General features: G+C 39.2%; 14 protein-coding genes and 1 pseudogene. 7 read left to right on the plus strand and 8 right to left on the minus strand.

The features are described 5' to 3' along the window. Nucleotides 1-253 precede the first annotated feature (253 nt). Nucleotides 254-2,255, minus strand: a pseudogene (locus tag PVK71_RS01770) (methyl-accepting chemotaxis protein). A 308-nt stretch (nt 2,256-2,563) separates the two neighbouring features. Between PVK71_RS01770 and PVK71_RS01775 the strand changes: the two are divergent. Further along, a complete protein-coding gene (locus PVK71_RS01775; RefSeq protein ID WP_274417262.1) occupies nt 2,564-2,992 on the plus strand; it encodes a hypothetical protein in 429 nt (142 codons plus the stop codon). Nucleotides 2,993-3,103: 111 nt separating this feature from the next. Here PVK71_RS01775 and purB read toward each other — a convergent pair whose 3' ends face one another. From purB to norR, 4 genes are all read right to left on the minus strand, one after another. Beyond that, nucleotides 3,104-4,474, minus strand: coding sequence for an adenylosuccinate lyase (gene purB / locus PVK71_RS01780; RefSeq protein ID WP_274417261.1), 1,371 nt, complete (start codon nt 4,472-4,474; stop codon nt 3,104-3,106). A gap of 67 nt (nt 4,475-4,541) precedes the next feature. Then, the gene (hflD, locus tag PVK71_RS01785; RefSeq protein WP_130044208.1) at nt 4,542-5,159 is read right to left on the minus strand and encodes a high frequency lysogenization protein HflD; all 618 of its coding nucleotides are present in this window, start codon (nt 5,157-5,159) and stop codon (nt 4,542-4,544) included. 11 nt (nt 5,160-5,170) lie between these two features. Then, a complete protein-coding gene (mnmA, locus tag PVK71_RS01790; protein WP_130044209.1) occupies nt 5,171-6,295 on the minus strand; it encodes a tRNA 2-thiouridine(34) synthase MnmA in 1,125 nt (374 codons plus the stop codon). A gap of 116 nt (nt 6,296-6,411) precedes the next feature. After that, the gene (gene norR, locus PVK71_RS01795; RefSeq protein ID WP_274417259.1) at nt 6,412-7,950 is read right to left on the minus strand and encodes a nitric oxide reductase transcriptional regulator NorR; all 1,539 of its coding nucleotides are present in this window, start codon (nt 7,948-7,950) and stop codon (nt 6,412-6,414) included. A gap of 188 nt (nt 7,951-8,138) precedes the next feature. Between norR and norV the strand changes: the two genes are divergently transcribed. From norV to PVK71_RS01820, 5 genes are all read left to right on the plus strand, one after another. Then, entirely contained in the window at nt 8,139-9,674 is a 1,536-nt protein-coding gene (norV, locus tag PVK71_RS01800; RefSeq protein WP_274417258.1) for an anaerobic nitric oxide reductase flavorubredoxin, read from the plus strand. Nucleotides 9,675-9,688: 14 nt separating this feature from the next. Then, the gene (norW, locus tag PVK71_RS01805; RefSeq protein WP_274417552.1) at nt 9,689-10,834 is read left to right on the plus strand and encodes an NADH:flavorubredoxin reductase NorW; all 1,146 of its coding nucleotides are present in this window, start codon (nt 9,689-9,691) and stop codon (nt 10,832-10,834) included. A 13-nt stretch (nt 10,835-10,847) separates the two neighbouring features. Continuing rightward, nucleotides 10,848-11,621 (plus strand): ferredoxin--NADP reductase, encoded by a 774-nt coding sequence (locus PVK71_RS01810; RefSeq protein ID WP_274417256.1) that lies wholly within the window; start codon nt 10,848-10,850, stop codon nt 11,619-11,621. Between the two features lie 47 nt (nt 11,622-11,668). Beyond that, on the plus strand, nt 11,669-12,004 hold the full coding sequence (locus tag PVK71_RS01815; protein WP_274417255.1) for a DUF1971 domain-containing protein: 336 nt from the start codon (nt 11,669-11,671) through the stop codon (nt 12,002-12,004). 61 nt (nt 12,005-12,065) lie between these two features. Continuing rightward, entirely contained in the window at nt 12,066-12,338 is a 273-nt protein-coding gene (locus PVK71_RS01820; RefSeq protein ID WP_065595803.1) for a hypothetical protein, read from the plus strand. Between the two features lie 95 nt (nt 12,339-12,433). On the opposite strand, the gene PVK71_RS01825 is transcribed toward PVK71_RS01820, so the two are convergent. Both PVK71_RS01825 and PVK71_RS01830 read right to left on the minus strand, forming a co-directional pair. Beyond that, on the minus strand, nt 12,434-12,607 hold the full coding sequence (locus PVK71_RS01825) for a hypothetical protein (protein WP_054776060.1): 174 nt from the start codon (nt 12,605-12,607) through the stop codon (nt 12,434-12,436). Nucleotides 12,608-12,709: 102 nt separating this feature from the next. Then, nucleotides 12,710-13,330, minus strand: coding sequence for a pseudouridine synthase (locus PVK71_RS01830; protein WP_130049184.1), 621 nt, complete (start codon nt 13,328-13,330; stop codon nt 12,710-12,712). Between the two features lie 170 nt (nt 13,331-13,500). Here PVK71_RS01830 and PVK71_RS01835 point away from each other — a divergent pair, with 170 nt between their 5' ends. After that, nucleotides 13,501-15,729, plus strand: coding sequence for an NADP-dependent isocitrate dehydrogenase (locus PVK71_RS01835; RefSeq protein ID WP_274417253.1), 2,229 nt, complete (start codon nt 13,501-13,503; stop codon nt 15,727-15,729). Nucleotides 15,730-15,842: 113 nt separating this feature from the next. Here the strand turns inward: PVK71_RS01835 and PVK71_RS01840 are convergent, their stop codons facing one another. After that, nucleotides 15,843-17,360 (minus strand): SpoVR family protein, encoded by a 1,518-nt coding sequence (locus PVK71_RS01840; RefSeq protein ID WP_274417251.1) that lies wholly within the window; start codon nt 17,358-17,360, stop codon nt 15,843-15,845.

Raw genomic sequence — 17,360 nt, forward strand, 5'->3', positions numbered from 1 at the left:
TGTGAGACCTGATTGTAGAGTGAGCAACCTCTTTGGGTTGTTATCGTTCTAGGTAGATACTGCTTTTTCTTTGTTGTTGCGTAAATGTTAAGTGCTTGGGTCGTTTTTGACTAGATAGAGGAGATAATGGCTATTTAGAACATAAAATGAATTTTGTTCATAAAGTTCAAGCTACTTTTTGAGAAAGAAAAAAGCCATGCAATTGTTAAAAAAAGCATGGCTTAGATAGGTTAGGGGTTAGTATTGTTTAAATTTACTGAGTTTTAAAAGCACTTAGCTTCTGAGTTAATGAGTGACTCTCTTTTGTTAGTTCAGCAGTATCATTTAATGAGTTATGCATATCTGAAAGTACTTCGTTAGCGGCTTCGTTAATGCTTGTTACATTACGATTGATTTCTTCAGAGACTGAACTTTGTTCTTCTGCCGCTGAAGCAATTTGATTATTCATATCATTTGCAACAAGAATAGCAGAGCTGATCTCTTGTAAGTTCTGTTGTGCAATTAACGTTTCTTCTCTGGTAGCTAATGCTTGTTTTTGACTGCTGTCCATTACCGTCACAATGCTTTGAGTACTTTGTTGTAATACCGCAAGCATATTATTAATTTCTTGAGTTGAACTTTGTGTACGGCTTGCTAGGTTACGAACCTCATCGGCAACAACGGCAAAGCCCCGCCCGTATTCACCAGCACGAGCGGCTTCAATTGCGGCATTTAATGCCAGTAGATTTGTTTGTTCAGCAATACCGCCGATTTCAAGCAGGATTTTTTGAATATCATTACTTGATGCGGCTAAGTTAACCACTTGCTCTTGTGCTTTATTAATGAACGAAGCCAATTCTTCTACGGAAGCCGCTGCATTATTCATGATCTTCTGACCATCTTCACTGCTTGCTTGTATTTGACTTGCCGCTGTCGCTGCTTGCAAGGCAGAAGATGCAACTTCTTGAGCTGTGGCACTCATCTCATTAATTGCTGTTGCTAATTGTGTTACTTCATTAACTTGGCTCTGAAGTTTTATTTGCGATTTTTCTGTTTCAGTCATGGTATTTGTCGATGACTGAGAAACTAACTCTGCGGTTTCTTTTGCATTGTGTAGTGTATTTTGAATCTTCTCGATAAAGGTGTTAAACCAGAATGCTAATTGGCCGATTTCATCTTTAGAAGTAACGTCAATACGTTGAGTTAAATCACCATCGCCTTGAGCAATATTTTCAAAATGGTTGGTTAGATTGATGAGGGTTGTTCCGATACTTTTGGCAATAAAGAAAATCAGTAATTTCTTGTTGTAGCACTTCAGTTGGTATCGATACCATAACAATCCACGGCTTTGCTCCCGTATTGATTGTAGAAATAGCAGTTTTAAAGTGACCTATATTTTTTAGAAAAGAGGTGTTATTTCGTGATTCTCGCTGAATATCATTCCAGTGATTTGCAAAGTCATCTTTTATTTTTTCGCCAACTAGATTTTCATCTTGGCTAAAAGAAAGTAAGCGACCCTCCCAAGAGGCAATAGATACTACAGCTCCAGGGATCCCAATGGTGTCTGCCGCTTGTTTACTAATGGTTTGGAAACTTTTGATGGACCAATCATAACCAAGAGATCCGACTATTTTGTTATTTGATCGTAATGGTAGGCTAATTGTCGTGATTAGCTCTTGGTTGCCTCTTACATTGTAATAATACGGCTCCATTACAAAGCTGTTACCTGTTTCAAAAGGCGTTAAATGCCATTCATCAATACGCTCACCATTATCATTTAGTGACGTATTTTTAAAACTCTCCATTCCAAGAGCTTCAAAACTTGTGTCTGTCGGTGAGAAGAAAGGAGCAAGTACACCTTGTTTGTTAAGCGCTTTCTGGGTTAATTCAGAATCATCATAATTAAATCGGCTGTGTTCCCATACCATAAAGCCAGCAAAAACACTGTCATTTTGATTTTTTAATGAAGATGTAAATTGTTTAATGAGAAGTTCGGCATCTGCATTTGTATTATTTGATAATTCTAAAATAGATTTAAGTTGTTCTAAATTACTGATGACAGGAGAAAACAATCCATTAAGTTCAGCGCTTTGTTGATTAGCAATGGAGAGCAATTTATAGTCAATGTTATCTGAAAGTTGTGAGGATACATGCTTTGTGATGTCTTTATTAACTTTATCATAAGAAATAGTAGTAAAAAACATGGCGGTACTTAGCGTAATAAATATCGCAATTCCAGCACTAACAGCAATTCGAGTTTTGATAGATTTAAACATGATTTTTAAAAAAAATAAGTAAGGTTGTGTAATATATAGTGGTATTAAGTCAAATGTCATTAAAGTATTTTGTTGTTTATAGTTTGGAATAACGACTTTATGTAAGTAAAGGTAATTTATGTGAACTTAGCGATCCAATTGCCTATATATCGTTAATATTCCATTGTATTGCTGTGTGTATATTGCGTATCTATATTGAGTAATAATTAATTTAATGTATTTTTATGTATACAAAATAATGAACACTTCTCTAATGGCTTTCTGTTATTCTTATCTGGGTATAGTAACTATTTTATAGTGAGAAAAAAATGAATAAAAAACTGTTAGTACCTTTGTTGTTTTCTGTGGCTTTAATGGGTTGTGATGATGCAAGTGACGCGATTGATAAAGCACAAGAGGCAGCAAATAAGGCCGTAGATATGGCGCAAGAAAAATTAGAGTCTGTAGATTTAGAGGCGTTGAATATTGAACAGTTTGGTGATGCAGCCAGCTCAGTATCTGAGTTTGCAGAGTCAATTGATGAAGCGTTAAATGCAGATTACAGCAACCCTAAAGCACTGGTTGAAATCCAAGAGCATATTGCTAACGCGTACAGTTGTTTAGTGGAAGCGTCATCAGAATCTAGTGCTGAGAAATTAGTAAACAAAGTGATGTCGACGATTTCAAACCAAGAAGCGCAAAGCTTGATTGAGAAGGGCATTGAAAGCGCAAAAGAAATGCAAGCATGTGTGATGTGATTCTATTTATTTTATAAGTATTAATGATGTAAAAAAGCCCTGTAATCCTAACTCTCTATGAGTGTGACACAGGGCTTTTTATTACTGATTACTCTTTATAAACGATAAAGATTACAGCTTGTCAGTTAGCTCGATAGCTTGACCGATGTAGTTTGCTGGTGTCATCTCTTTTAGACGAATTTTTTCGTCTTCAGGGATTTCTAAACCGTCGATGAATGTACGCATGCCTTCGCCGTCTACACGTTTACCACGAGTCAGTTCTTTTAGTTTTTCGTATGGCTTTTCGATGCCGTAACGACGCATTACTGTTTGTACAGGTTCTGCAAGAACTTCCCAGTTTTTATCTAGCTCAGCTTCAAGTGCAGCACGGTTGATCTCTAATTTGCTAATGCCTTTTAGAGTCGACGTGTATGCAATGATAGCGTAGCCACAACCAACACCTAGGTTACGAAGAACCGTTGAGTCAGTTAGGTCACGCTGCCAGCGAGATACAGGCAGTTTTTGTGCTAGGTGGCTAAAGATAGCGTTAGCAAGACCTAGGTTACCTTCAGAGTTTTCAAAATCGATTGGGTTAACTTTATGCGGCATTGTTGAAGAGCCGATTTCGCCAGCAATCGTTTTTTGTTTGAAGTGGCCAAGAGCAATGTAGCCCCAAACGTCACGGTCAAAATCAAGAAGGATTGTATTGAAACGTGCAATCGCATCAAATAGCTCAGCAATGTAATCATGCGGTTCGATTTGAGTTGTGTACGGGTTCCAGTTAACACCTAGAGATTCAGTGATGAACTCTTCGCTAAATGCATGCCAATCAACATCTGGGTAAGCAGAAAGGTGAGCGTTATAGTTACCTACAGCGCCGTTGATTTTTGCTAAGATTTCAACGTTTTCGATTTGCTTGTATTGACGTTCCATACGGTACGCAACGTTAGCCATTTCTTTACCCATAGTAGATGGAGAAGCTGGCTGCCCGTGTGTACGAGAAAGAAGAGGAACATCACGGTATTCGTTAGCTAATGCTTTAATAGCATCGATAACGTTACGGATTTCAGGAAGAATCACAGTGTCACGTGCTTCTTTAAGCATTAGAGCGTGAGATGTGTTGTTGATGTCTTCTGAAGTACATGCAAAGTGAATGAATTCATTGATAGCATGAAGCTCAGGAACGTTAGCTACTTTTTCTTTTAAGAAATATTCAACAGCTTTAACATCGTGGTTAGTTGTGCGCTCAATGTCTTTGATACGCATAGCATCTTCTTCGCTGAAGTTTGCTGCGATGCCATCTAAGAATTGATTCGCTTCTGCGCTTAATGTAGCCACTTCCGCAATCGATTGCGTAGCTGCTAATTTTTGAAGCCAACGAACTTCTACAACAGTACGATACTTCAGTAAGCCGTACTCACTAAAGATGCTGCGTAGAGAAATTGTTTTACTTCCGTAGCGACCGTCTACAGGTGAAACAGCAGTTAATGCTGACAATTCCATGTAAATCTCCTAGATGTGTAATAAAGGTTAGTGGATAAAGCCTGCTCATTATAAACAGGCTTTAATTTTAAATTCGAGCTAAAATTATTTTTGCTTGCTCAACCATCTTTTTACGACCAAAAATTAAGTGGCGGCGTTTGCCCCCCGTTTGACGCCATAATACGGCTGAGCGAATACCAGAAAGTAATAATGCTCGAACCTTATGTTGTGTCATTGGTTGTTGTAAAATCGACGGTGTGCCAGTGACTTGAATGCGAGGTCCCATTGGGCTGATCACATCTAAGTAAATGCTGGCAATGTTGCTTAGCATTTGTTCGTCATGAATATCAAAATGTTCAAGTTGACGCTCAATGGTGCTAATGCGTTCGCCAAGCTTGCTCATGCCATCGCGGTGGCCAGCAAGTTTGCGCTCTAGCGCCATTAAGCTGATCAGGTAGCGAGTTAACTCACTGCCTGATGGGGTATTGTCAAAGTCTTGAACCAGACATTCTAAACCAACGCGCAAGTTAGCTTCATTGCCGTATACGGCTAGCGTATTACTTGGGTTGGTTTCTAAAATAGATTGAATAGCAGTATCAAACGCAGCTTGATCACAGTGCCCATCTTTCGCCATTTTTTGTACTAGGCTTGCTGCTTGGCAGATGCCTGCAAATGCAATGGTTCTGTCAAATAAAGTATTCGCCACGTATTAGCTCCTTAAATACGCTCTTCAATAATACCGCCACCTAGACACACTTCGCCTAAGTAGAAAACAGCAGATTGACCAGGAGTCACTGCAATTTGCGGTTCGTCAAAAATCACTTTAATGTTTTCATCATCAACAGGGATGATAGTACAAGGGATATCGGTTTGACGGTAACGTGTTTTTACTGTGCAGCTCAATGGCGCTTTAATTACTTCGCGATCAACCCAGTGAAGTTGAGACGCTAGTAGGCCTTGAGATTTCAGTAATGGGTGATCTTTACCTTGAACGGCAATTAACACGTTACGTTTTAAATCTTTCTCACCAACAAACCATGGGTCTTCATTACCGCCGCCGCCTTTGGTGCCGCCAATGTGTAGACCTTTACGTTGACCTAAAGTGTGATACATCAAACCTTGGTGCTGACCAATCACTTTGCCTTCAGGGGTTTCGATATTACCTGGTTGTGCTGGTAGGTATTTACCTAAGAATTCAGTGAATTTACGCTCACCAATAAAGCAGATACCTGTAGAGTCTTTTTTCTTCGCTGTGATCAAATCTTGCTCTTCAGCAATGCGGCGTACTTCTGGTTTTTCTAGTTCACCAACAGGGAATAGGCTGCGAGCAACTTGCTCAGAGCTTAATGTGTATAAAAAGTAGCTTTGATCTTTGTTTGAATCCAAACCACGTAGCATTTGTGGTTTAACACCATTTGCGATTTCTTCTGCTGTTGGGAAGGTACGACGAACGTAGTGACCCATTGCAATGAAATCAGCATCAAGTACTTCATCAGCAAACTCTAAGAAAGCTTTAAATTTGATTTCTTTGTTACATAGAATATCAGGGTTTGGCGTACGACCCGCTTTGTATTCCTCTAAGAAATATTCAAAAACGTTGTCCCAATATTCAGATGCAAAATTAATGGTGTGAAGGTGGATACCTAATTTGTCACACACCGCTTGTGCATCGGCTAAATCTTCGGCTGCTGTACAATATTCCTCGTTGTCATCTTCTTCCCAGTTTTTCATGAAAAGACCTTCAACTTGGTATCCTTGTTGCTGAAGTAGATAGGCTGATACTGAAGAATCCACACCACCGGACATACCGACGATGACTTTCTTTTGGCTGTTGTCTGACATTCTTTAACACCACTAATAAAACTTGAGGCAGATTCTAACAGAAAGAATATGCTCGTGACAGATCCGAGAGTAAAATCACATAATTATATCTGCGAAAAACAGATAAATTTCGAGCTTTATTCTTTCAGTTTTAATCGTTTTGCTAAACGATGTAAATTTCCAGTATCAACTTGTAATGCTCTTGCTGTTGCTGCCCAATTTTGTTTATTTTCTTTATAGGCTTGTTGAATTAATTTAGCTTGAAATTCATCTGTTGCGATACGTAGCCCTTGGGGGCATTCTAAAAGCGTATCTTTTGTTACTTGATGTATTGGCTCGTTACTAATCGCTTCTTTTTGAATTGAAAAATGCCATGTAGAGAGAGTTAAATCTGAATCAATACTTTGTGCTCTAGAAAGTACCGCAGCTCGGCTTATTACATGCTCTAACTCTCGAATATTACCAGGCCAAGGGTATGTATTAAGTACTCGAATGGCTTCTGGAGTAATGCGTATGCTTGATGCTCTTAGTTTTACACGACTTTTTTCAGCAAAGTAGCCAACGAGTAAGGTAATGTCATTTTCTCGGTCTCGCAGTGGTGGCACAAAAATAGGGAAGACACTTAGCCTATGGTATAAATCAGCTCTAAAATTGCCTTCTTTGACTTCTTCACTTAAGGTTTTATTGGTTGCTGCAATAATTCGAGTATTTACCTTGATGTGGTTGTCATCACCAATACGCTGAATATCACCATATTGCAAAACTCGGAGTAGTTTAGCTTGTAGAGCTAATGATAATTCGCCTATTTCATCTAGAAATAGCGTGCCATTATCGGCCGATTCAAATTTGCCTTTACGGTTACTAATAGCTCCTGTAAACGCCCCTTTTACATGGCCAAATAGCTCACTTTCCGAGACCGATTCCGGTAAAGCGGCGCAGTTTAAATACACTAAGCTTTGATTTGCTCTTGAAGATTGCTCATGTAAAGCACTCGCCACTAACTCTTTACCAACCCCTGTTTCTCCTGTGATTAAAACGGATAGCTCGGTATTGGCGACGGCTTTGATATTGGCTTTTAACTCTTTCATCGCTTTTGATTCACCAATCATCTCAACATTGTTCTGCTGCGCGTTTTCAAAGGATGATCCAGTTGATCCCCCTGAAGATTGATTTTCTAATTTTTCCATCAGTAAAGCGGTGTTCAGACTGGTTGCTGCTAAGGCGCTAATGATCCTAAGTTCTTTATTGGTAAAACTATTAAATTGGTCGGGATCGAATGCATCAATAGTTACCGCACCAATCAATCGTTCATTAATTAATAAAGGGAGACCAATACAAGAGTGTACGTGGAGGAGTTCTTTTTTATTTTTTATTAACCCATCATAAGGGTCGGGTAAATCACTGTCTGAAGGAAAGCGAACAATATCCCCAGCTCGTGCTATGGCTTCTAAACGAGGATGTTGTGAAATGGCAAAACGACGTCCAATCACATCACTGTCCAGGCCGTTGGTTGCAAGTGGTGAGAAGTATTGGTTTTTAAATAAGAGTAAAGCTGAAGCGTCGCATTTTAACGCATTTCGAATGGTTGATAATAAGCGTTCAAAACGATCTTTGCTGTCTAGTCCTGACGTTAAATCTAATGCAATTTGAGCCCATTCTTCTTTCATGTTTTTCATTGAACACTCATTATCATAAATATTGTTAATTTGACAATTGTACTGTCATTTTAACAAAAGTAAATAACTGTCATTATGACATTTGTTTTTACTGTTCTACATTAAAGGTTTTATAAAACAATGAGATAAAAGTTGGCATGCGCAATGCAGTATGAGTAGTAACGCTAATAATTAAATGAGAAAAAACAATGACTATTCATATTAAAAATAATGTTAACTGGGTTGGCCAACGTGATTGGGAAGTGTCTTACTTCCATGGTACTGAATTTAAAATGACCAAAGGCACAAGCTATAACAGTTATCTTATCCAAGAAGAAAAAACAGTACTTATTGATACGGTGGACCATCGTTTTAGCCACCAGTTTATTCAGAATTTAGAAATGGAAATTGATCTTGCTAGCATTGATTACATCGTAATTAACCATGCAGAAGAAGATCACGCAGGTGCGCTTTCTGCGTTAATGGAAAAGATCCCTGGAACGCCAATTTATTGCACTGAAAACGCGATTGATTCAATTGTTGGTCACCATCATCACCCTGAATGGAATTTTAATCCAATTAAAACGGGCGATGCGTTAGATATAGGTAATGGCAAGCAATTGATTTTTGTAGAAGCGCCGATGCTGCACTGGCCAGACAGCATGATGACGTACTTAACCGGTGATGCAATTTTGTTTAGTAATGATGCATTTGGTCAACACTATTGTGATGAGCGTTTGTTTAATGACGAAGTAGATCAAACGGAATTGATGGATCAATGTTTACGTTACTACGCCAATATTCTTACGCCATTTAGTGCTCTGGTTACCGCTAAAATTAAAGAAGTATTAAGCTTCAATTTACCTGTCGATATGATCGCAACTTCTCACGGTTGTGTATGGAGAGATAATCCAACTCAAATCATTCATCAATATTTAGAGTGGGCTGATAATTATCAAGAAGATCGTATTACTATTTTCTACGATTCTATGTCAAACAACACTCGAATGATGGCTGATGCGATTGCTCAAGGTATTCATGATATTGACCCTGCTGTTTCGGTCAAAGTATTCAATGTTTCTCGCCAAGATAAGAATGACATTTTAACCAGTGTGTTCCGTTCAAAAGGGATCCTCGTTGGCTCATCAACCATGAATAACGTGATGATGCCTAAAATTGCGGGCATGTTAGAAGAAATTACAGGCCTTCGATTTAGAGCGAAAAAAGCAGGTGCATTTGGCAGTTACGGTTGGAATGGTGGCGCTGTTGATCGAATTCATTCTCGCTTAACTGATGCTGGCTTTGAAACCGCGGTGGGTCTAAAAGCGAAATGGCGTCCAGATGGTAAAGCAATGCAGTTATGTCGAGAGCATGGGCAATTTATTGCAAAACAGTGGGCACTAAAACCACTAACCACCACGTTTAATACTATTAATGTAGAAAAAAAAGAACAAACAACAAAAGTCATTGAACCAACGGTGGCTAAAGAAGTAACAGCCCAAGAGCCAGTCGTCATGATTGAACCTGCTGTTGAATTAGTAGCAAACAATACAGAAGTCGGAGCTACCGGAGAAAGCAGCGCTACACAGTGCATGTTATGTACAGTATGTAACTGGGTATACGATCCTGCTCTTGGTGAGCCAAATCAAGGCGTAGAGCCTAATACGCCTTGGGAAGAAGTACCTGATTATTTCTTATGCCCTGAGTGTCATCTTGGTAAAGACGTATTTGTTGAAATTAAGTAGTTGGAGGATAAATGATGAGTTTACCTATCGTTATTATTGGTAGCGGTTTTGCCTCTTACCAATTAATTAAAACCATTCGTCGAACTAACAGTGATTGCTCAATTCATGTGTTTACGAATGACAGTGGTGATGACTATAACAAGCCAGATTTGAGCCACGTATTTTCAAAACAGCAAAATCCAGAGGAGGTAGTTACATTATCTGGAGGGGATTTTGCTGAGCAATACAACGTCATTCTACATAGGCACACTTTGGTTGAGTCGATAGATACTGAGAATCAAGCCATTATTGCAAATGGTGAGCAATATGCTTATGGAAAATTGGTATTAGCGACAGGGTCTCAAACGTTTATTCCACCTTTTCACGGTGATGGGTGTGAAGATATTCTGACATTAAATAGCCTAAAAGAGTTTGCTGGTATTCAACAAAAAGTATTGGAGTCTAAAAAAGTACTTGTTGTTGGTGGTGGTTTAATAGGTACAGAGCTCGCAATGGATTTAGCAAATGCAGGAAAAATGGTGACCTTGGTTGAACCAAACAGCCATTTACTGGCCAATATGATCCCTGATTTTATTTCACTGCCACTTGAAAAAGCATGCAGAGAAAAAGGGGTTACCGTTACTTTGTCGGACTGCGTGCAAGCGATTAATAAACAAGATAATGGGTATCGAGTAACAACAACGAATGGTCAATCGTACTTAGTGGATTGTGTGATATCAGCTGCTGGCCTAAAACCAAATACGAACCTAGCAAGAGAGGCGAATATTATGGTTAATCGAGGGATTATTGTTGACTCAATACTGCAAACGTCAGCAAATAATGTCTATGCATTAGGTGACTGTGCCGAAATAGAAGGCAAGGTAATGGCCTACCTACAACCTATCTTATTAAGTGCGAATGCGTTGGCAAAAACCTTATTAGGAAATGAGACGATACTTGAATTACCAAATATGATGGTGAAGGTGAAAACTCCCCATTATCCAATACAGCTTGCGGGTAATACATCAGTCGACATTGAACGTTGGGCTGTTGATATTGATGCGCAAGGGCTATGTGCTAAAGCTTACAATGCCAATAATCAGTTAACTGGATTTGTGGTAACCAATGAATTAGTTAAGAACGCATTTCCTTTATTTAGAGAGATACATAATACGAAATAATGAGAGGTGAGCTATGACAGAAATTCCACATGGATTAATTAAAGGGGTTGTCCTTCGTCGTTATGACTGGACTGAGCGTTTATTCAGTTTATTTGTCGAAGCGCCAATTAGTGCTTATCAAGCGGGACAATTCACTAAATTAGCACTACCTGATGGGCATGGTGATTGGGTAAGAAGAGCTTATTCCATAGTAAACAACCCAAAGCAGACGGAAGGGCACCAACAGATGGAATTTCTGATCATTGCGGATGAAAGCGGGGAGTTATCTCCTCGCCTTAAAGCGCTTAATTCTGGAGATGAAATTTTTGTTGGTAAAGAAGCTTCAGGGTTTATGACTATTGGTGAGTTACCTCAAGGTGTAGAGGATTTATGGTTATTATCGACAGGAACGGCAATAGGGCCCTTTATCTCTATATTGGAAACGCCGTTATTGGAAGAACAATTTAAAAATATTGTGTTAGTTCATGCAGTAAGAACGCAATCTGAGTTGATTTATCAAGAGAGAATCCAACAACTATTTAATAGATATAACAAGAGGTTTCATTATGTACCAATTGTTTCTAGAGAACATGTCACCAGAACTTTATGTGGACGAATCCCGACTTTATTGCTCAACAGAGAAATCGAGATCCGAGCCCAATGTCAGCTTAGTAAAGCGCATAGTTTCTTGTACCTCTGCGGCAACCCTAACATGGTTAAAGATACATCTGATGCACTAAAAGAGTTAGGTTTTAACAAACATCTTCGTCGTAAATTAGGGCAGTTTAGTTCTGAAAATTATTGGTAATCATCAATAAAAAAAATGACAAGAATAAATTATTTGGAGAAATTATTATGAGCCATTTACGTATTCCAAAAAATTGGACAATTCAACGTTCTACCCCATTTTTTACAAAAGATAATGTGCCAGATGCATTACTCACTCATCATAATACGGCTGCCGAGGTGTTTGGCCAGTTATGTGTAATGGAAGGTGTCGTCACTTATTATGGCTTTGCCAATGCAGAAGCAACAGAGCCTGAAATTAAAGTGGTTATTAATGCTGGGCAGTTTGCTACAAGTCCACCGCAGTATTGGCATCGCATCGAGTTAAGTGATGATGCTCAATTCAATATCAATTTTTGGTCAGATAGAGATAAAACAGGCAAGAAAATGTTCAATGCTAAATAATTTACGTCTCTTTACTTTGCATTTATGGCATAGTAGGCGAAATTATTAAGCGAGAAGTAAGATGACAGATCAACAAGACGATTTCATGACCGAAGAAACACTGATTGAAACTGTAAAAAATCAAATTGAAGATGGTAGCCCAATCGCGGTAAAAGAAACATTAATGCGTCTAGTGATGACGGGTAATCCGCGTGAAGAAGCGATTGAAATGATGGCGTGTGCACTTGCTATTGAAGTGTTTGATGTAATGAAGAATGGCGCAGAGTTTAATCAAAAGCGTTATAAAGAAAATCTAGAATCATTACCTGATATGAGCTTTATGGGTGATGAGTAATCTCAATATTAAAGGGCTGTAATTGTCTTTGGTGTTGAAATAAAAAAAGCCTGATAGTGTTGAAGCTATCAGGCCTTTTTGTATAAGGTAATACGTTAATCAGCACACCCGATTTCACCGGTTAACATACAGTTTTGTTGTTGTTTTTCTTGGTTTTTATAGTGCTCATTAGTTAATTCTGTAGAGTTAATGTCGGCTCTGTCAGCTGGAGCGCAAGCACTTAACAGGAGTACGCTAGCAATCCCTACTGCTTTAATCATAGTATTCATAATGATGCCTTTATTTTTATAATTGATGTAATCAGTCTAATTTAAAAAGCACCAAACAGGTAGCATAAATTAACGATTTTATTACATATTAACCGATTGTTTTTAAAGTGATACTTCTTTCCATGTCCCATGCTCTACATCTTTAATGGTCCAATCGCCCATTGAGTAGCGAATTAAACGCAATGTAGGAAAACCAATATGTGCTGTCATGCGGCGCACTTGGCGATTACGGCCTTCAATAATCGTTATCGCAATCCACGTGGTTGGAATGGCCGCTCGAAATCGAACAGGAGGGTTGCGTTCCCATACGTCAGGCTCTGCCATTACTTCCACTTTTGCTGGCAGTGTCATACCATCTTTTAGCTCTACACCTTGGCGAAGTTTCTCTAAATCTTCTTCAGTAGGAGCGCCTTCAACTTGTACCCAATAGGTTTTTGGTGATTTAGATTCTGGCTGAGTTAATCGCGCTTGTAGGACACCATCATTGGTCAAGATTAATAAACCTTCGCTATCGCGATCAAGGCGACCAGCAGCATAAACATCTTTTACTGAAATAAAATCTGCGAGCGTTTGGCGATGTTGGTCATCAGTAAATTGACTCAATACATCAAAAGGTTTATTAAAGATAAGGACTTTACGATCTTTTGGTGCAGGGCGTGGTTTTTGAGCCGTTTTTTTCTTAAAGGCTGGTTTTTTCCAATTAGGGGAACGCTTGAATGTCATGTTAACTACCTTGCAAAATTGTAAAGCTTTTGTGGCGTTTAGTTTTAAAGTTCGCCGCTTTTCGCTATAGTACGCGCGTGAAACAAGAGACTAATAAAAATAAAGTCGGTAAATTACAAAGCCTATTATACGTTTTGTTATGGGTTTTGTGGATTAAATAGGGAAATTAAATGACAACGCAAAAATCTACGATTATCTACACCATCACTGATGAAGCGCCAGCACTGGCGACGCATTCACTTCTTCCAATTATTCAAGCATTTGCAGCATCATCAGATATTGATGTTGATACTCGCGATATTTCACTTGCGGGCCGTGTTATTGCAAACTTTCCAGAGTATCTTACAGAAGAGCAACGCATTGGTGATGCACTTGCGGAACTGGGTGAATTAGCAAAAACACCAGAAGCAAATATCATTAAACTTCCAAATATCAGTGCATCAATTCCTCAACTTCATGCGGTAATTAAAGAGCTTCAAGCAAAAGGCTATGCTCTGCCTAACTACCCAGAAGAAGCAAAAACAGATGAAGAAAAAGCCGTTAAAGCGGTTTACGATAAAATTAAAGGCTCGGCAGTAAACCCGGTATTACGTGAAGGTAACTCTGACCGCCGTGCGCCTGGTGCAGTTAAGCAATACGCTCGCAATAACCCGCATTCAATGGGGGCTTGGTCTGCTGATTCTAAGTCACACGTTGCAAGCATGAGTGAAGGCGATTTTTACTCAAGTGAACAATCAGTAACGATTGATGGTGCAACGAATGTAAGTATTGAATTTGTGGCTGAAAATGGCGATATCACCGTTCTTAAAGAAGGCTTAGCACTGAAAGATAAGGAGATCATTGATGGCTCTTGTTTGAGTAAGAAAGCCTTGGTTGAATTCTTTGAAGCAGAGACAAAAAAAGCCAAAGAAGAAGATGTGTTACTTTCTCTGCACATGAAAGCCACCATGATGAAAGTATCGGATCCTGTGATCTTTGGTCACGCTGTAAAAGTGTTCTACAAAGACGTATTTGAAAAACACGCAGCGACTTTTGAAAAATTAGGCGTTGATGCAAACAATGGTATTGGTGATGTTTACTCTAAAATCGCCTCACTGCCAGAAGCAGAAAAAGCAGCGATTGAAGCGGATTTAGCCGCGGTTTATGAGTACCAACCAGAGCTTGCAATGGTTGATTCAGATCGTGGTATCACTAACCTCCATGTACCAAGTGATGTGATTATTGATGCTTCTATGCCTGCGGCACTACGTACTTCTGGTCGTATGTGGGGACCAGATGGTCAGCTTAAAGATACGAAAGCGATGATCCCAGATCGTTGTTATGCAGGTGTTTATCAATCAGTGATTGAATTCTGTAAAGCCAATGGTGCGTTTGACCCAACAACGATGGGTTCTGTGCCAAACGTAGGCTTGATGGCTCAAAAAGCAGAAGAATATGGCTCTCATGATAAGACCTTCATTCTTCCTCAAGCAGGAACGGTACGAGTGATTGATGGTGCTGGTAACGCCTTGATTGAGCATTCAGTGGGTGAAGGCGATATCTGGCGTATGTGTCAGGCAAAAGACGCACCAATTCAAGATTGGGTTAAATTAGCAGTAAACCGTGCTCGTGCAACTGGTACTCCTGCTATTTTCTGGCTTGATGCAAACCGTGCTCATGATGCAGAGCTGATTAAGAAGGTAAATACCTATCTTGCTGATCACGATACAGCAGGTCTTGATATTCAAATTCTTTCACCTGTAGAAGCAACAGAATATACATTAGCGCGAATCATTAAAGGTGAAGATACGATCTCAGTAACAGGTAATGTGTTACGTGATTATCTAACGGATTTATTCCCAATTTTAGAGCTTGGTACATCAGCGAAAATGCTGTCTATTGTCCCTCTTATGAATGGTGGTGGTCTGTTTGAAACGGGTGCGGGCGGTTCAGCTCCAAAACACGTACAACAGTTCGAAAAAGAAAACCATTTACGTTGGGATTCTTTAGGTGAGTTCTTAGCACTTGCTGCTTCATTTGAGCATTTAAGTGTGACAACAGGTAATGCAAAAGCACAAATCCTTGCAGACACATTAGATGCCGCAACGTCTAAATTCCTTGAAACAAATAAATCGCCATCACGTCGTGTAGGTGAGCTAGATAACCGTGGTAGTCACTTTTATCTTGCAATGTACTGGGCTCAAGAACTTGCAGCACAAACCAAAGATGCAGAGCTTCAAGCTTACTTTGGATCATTAGCTGAAACCTTAACGTCTAATGAAACTAAGATTGTTGATGAGTTAAATGCAGCGCAAGGCGTAGCAGGGGATGTGGGAGGTTACTTCCAACCTGTTGTTGAACTAGCAGCGAAAGAAATGCGTCCAAGTGCTACATTAAATACAGCATTAGCATCACTATAATTCATCGATTACATATAAATAGTCGGTAGATAAAATAAAGCCTTGAGGTAGTGATACCTCAAGGCTTTTTCTATTTAACCGCTAGGGCGATCAGCTATTTACTACGATTGGTATTAAATACTGGTATTGTAATAATTACGTTTTGGGCAAGAGGAGATAATTTCTGCCCGATTAAATGAAATAACCTCTTCTAGAACAACGTCAAACCCCCATAGACGGTGAAGGTGCTTCATTACTTCTTCATGGCCTTTATCTAAAGGGATCCGGTTATGTGGAATATGACGAAGAATTAACGATCTATCCCCACGAATATCAACATTCCACACCTGAATATTGGGTTCAAGATTACTTAAGTTATATTGAGCTGCTAACTTCTCTCTTATTTCACGATAACCAGTTTCATCGTGAATCGCATTAACCTCAATATGTTTATTTTTATCATTATCTAAAATAGAAAATAACTTAAATTCACGTATGAGTTTAGGAGATAAATATTGGCTAATAAAGCTCTCATCTTTGAAGTTATGCATTGCAAAGTGGACTGCATCAAGCCAATCACTACCTGCTAAATCAGGAAACCATTCTTTGTCTTCATCGGTAGGTTCTTCACAAATTCGACGAATGTCCTGGAACATAGCAAAACCAAGAGCGTAAGGGTTGATACCATTGTAATAAGGGCTGTTATAGCTAGGTTGAGCGACGACATTGGTATGGCTGTGTAAGAACTCGAGAATAAACTTTTCAGATACTAAGCCTTCATCATAAAGATGGTTAAGAATCGTATAGTGCCAAAACGTTGCCCAGCCCTCATTCATGACTTGTGTTTGTTTTTGTGGGTAAAAATATTGACTTATCTTTCGAATAATACGAACCACTTCTCGTTGCCATGATTCCAGAAGAGGCGCGTGTTTTTCAATAAAATAAAGAATGTTTTCTTGTGGTTCAGAAGGGAAGCGGCTCTTCTCTTCAGTGCTTTCTTCTTTGGCTTTTGGTACGGTTCGCCATAGGTCATTTACTTGAGATTGAAGATAGGCTTCTCTGTCTTCTTGGCGAATTTTTTCTTCTGCAATTGAGATTTTTTCTGGGCGCTTGTATCTATCGACTCCATAATTCATCAAAGCGTGACAAGAATCGAGGATCTTTTCGACTTCATCAACCCCATACTTTTCTTCGCATTTAGTGAGATATTGTTGAGCAAAAAGTAAATAATCGACAATGGAACTCGCATCTGTCCATGTTTGAAAAAGGTAGTTGCCTTTAAAAAAAGAATTATGGCCATAACAGGCGTGAGCCATGACTAAGGCTTGCATTGTGATGGTATTTTCTTCCATTAAATAAGCGATGCAGGGGGATGAGTTGATCACTATTTCATAGGCTAATCCCATCTGGCCATGTTTGTAGTTTTGTTCTGTTTGAATGAATTTTTTACCAAAAGACCAGTGGTGGTAGTTAATCGGCATACCGACACTAGAATAAGCATCCATCATTTGCTCGGCAGTAATGATCTCAATTTGGTTTGGATAGGTATCCAAGCGATAATGCTCAGCTACACGTTTAATCTCTACATGATATTGTTCTAGCATTTGAAAGGTCCAATCTGGCCCATCAGGTAGCTTCGTTGTCCTTTTCAT

This window comes from Aliivibrio sp. S4MY1, from assembly GCF_028765545.1.
In the GTDB taxonomy this organism is placed as follows: domain Bacteria; phylum Pseudomonadota; class Gammaproteobacteria; order Enterobacterales; family Vibrionaceae; genus Aliivibrio.

Excerpts from the sequence above, each read along its gene's own strand:
- PVK71_RS01775 (WP_274417262.1), top strand. The coding sequence starts at position 2,564 with ATGAATAAAAAACTGTTAGTACCTTTGTTGTTTTCTGTGGCTTTAATG.
- purB (WP_274417261.1), bottom strand. The coding sequence starts at position 4,474 with ATGGAATTGTCAGCATTAACTGCTGTTTCACCTGTAGACGGTCGCTAC.
- mnmA (WP_130044209.1), bottom strand. The coding sequence starts at position 6,295 with ATGTCAGACAACAGCCAAAAGAAAGTCATCGTCGGTATGTCCGGTGGT.
- norR (WP_274417259.1), bottom strand. The coding sequence starts at position 7,950 with ATGAAAAACATGAAAGAAGAATGGGCTCAAATTGCATTAGATTTAACG.
- norV (WP_274417258.1), top strand. The coding sequence starts at position 8,139 with ATGACTATTCATATTAAAAATAATGTTAACTGGGTTGGCCAACGTGAT.
- norW (WP_274417552.1), top strand. The coding sequence starts at position 9,689 with ATGAGTTTACCTATCGTTATTATTGGTAGCGGTTTTGCCTCTTACCAA.
- PVK71_RS01810 (WP_274417256.1), top strand. The coding sequence starts at position 10,848 with ATGACAGAAATTCCACATGGATTAATTAAAGGGGTTGTCCTTCGTCGT.
- PVK71_RS01815 (WP_274417255.1), top strand. The coding sequence starts at position 11,669 with ATGAGCCATTTACGTATTCCAAAAAATTGGACAATTCAACGTTCTACC.
- PVK71_RS01820 (WP_065595803.1), top strand. The coding sequence starts at position 12,066 with ATGACAGATCAACAAGACGATTTCATGACCGAAGAAACACTGATTGAA.
- PVK71_RS01825 (WP_054776060.1), bottom strand. The coding sequence starts at position 12,607 with ATGAATACTATGATTAAAGCAGTAGGGATTGCTAGCGTACTCCTGTTA.
- PVK71_RS01830 (WP_130049184.1), bottom strand. The coding sequence starts at position 13,330 with ATGACATTCAAGCGTTCCCCTAATTGGAAAAAACCAGCCTTTAAGAAA.
- PVK71_RS01835 (WP_274417253.1), top strand. The coding sequence starts at position 13,501 with ATGACAACGCAAAAATCTACGATTATCTACACCATCACTGATGAAGCG.
- PVK71_RS01840 (WP_274417251.1), bottom strand. The coding sequence starts at position 17,360 with ATGAAAAGGACAACGAAGCTACCTGATGGGCCAGATTGGACCTTTCAA.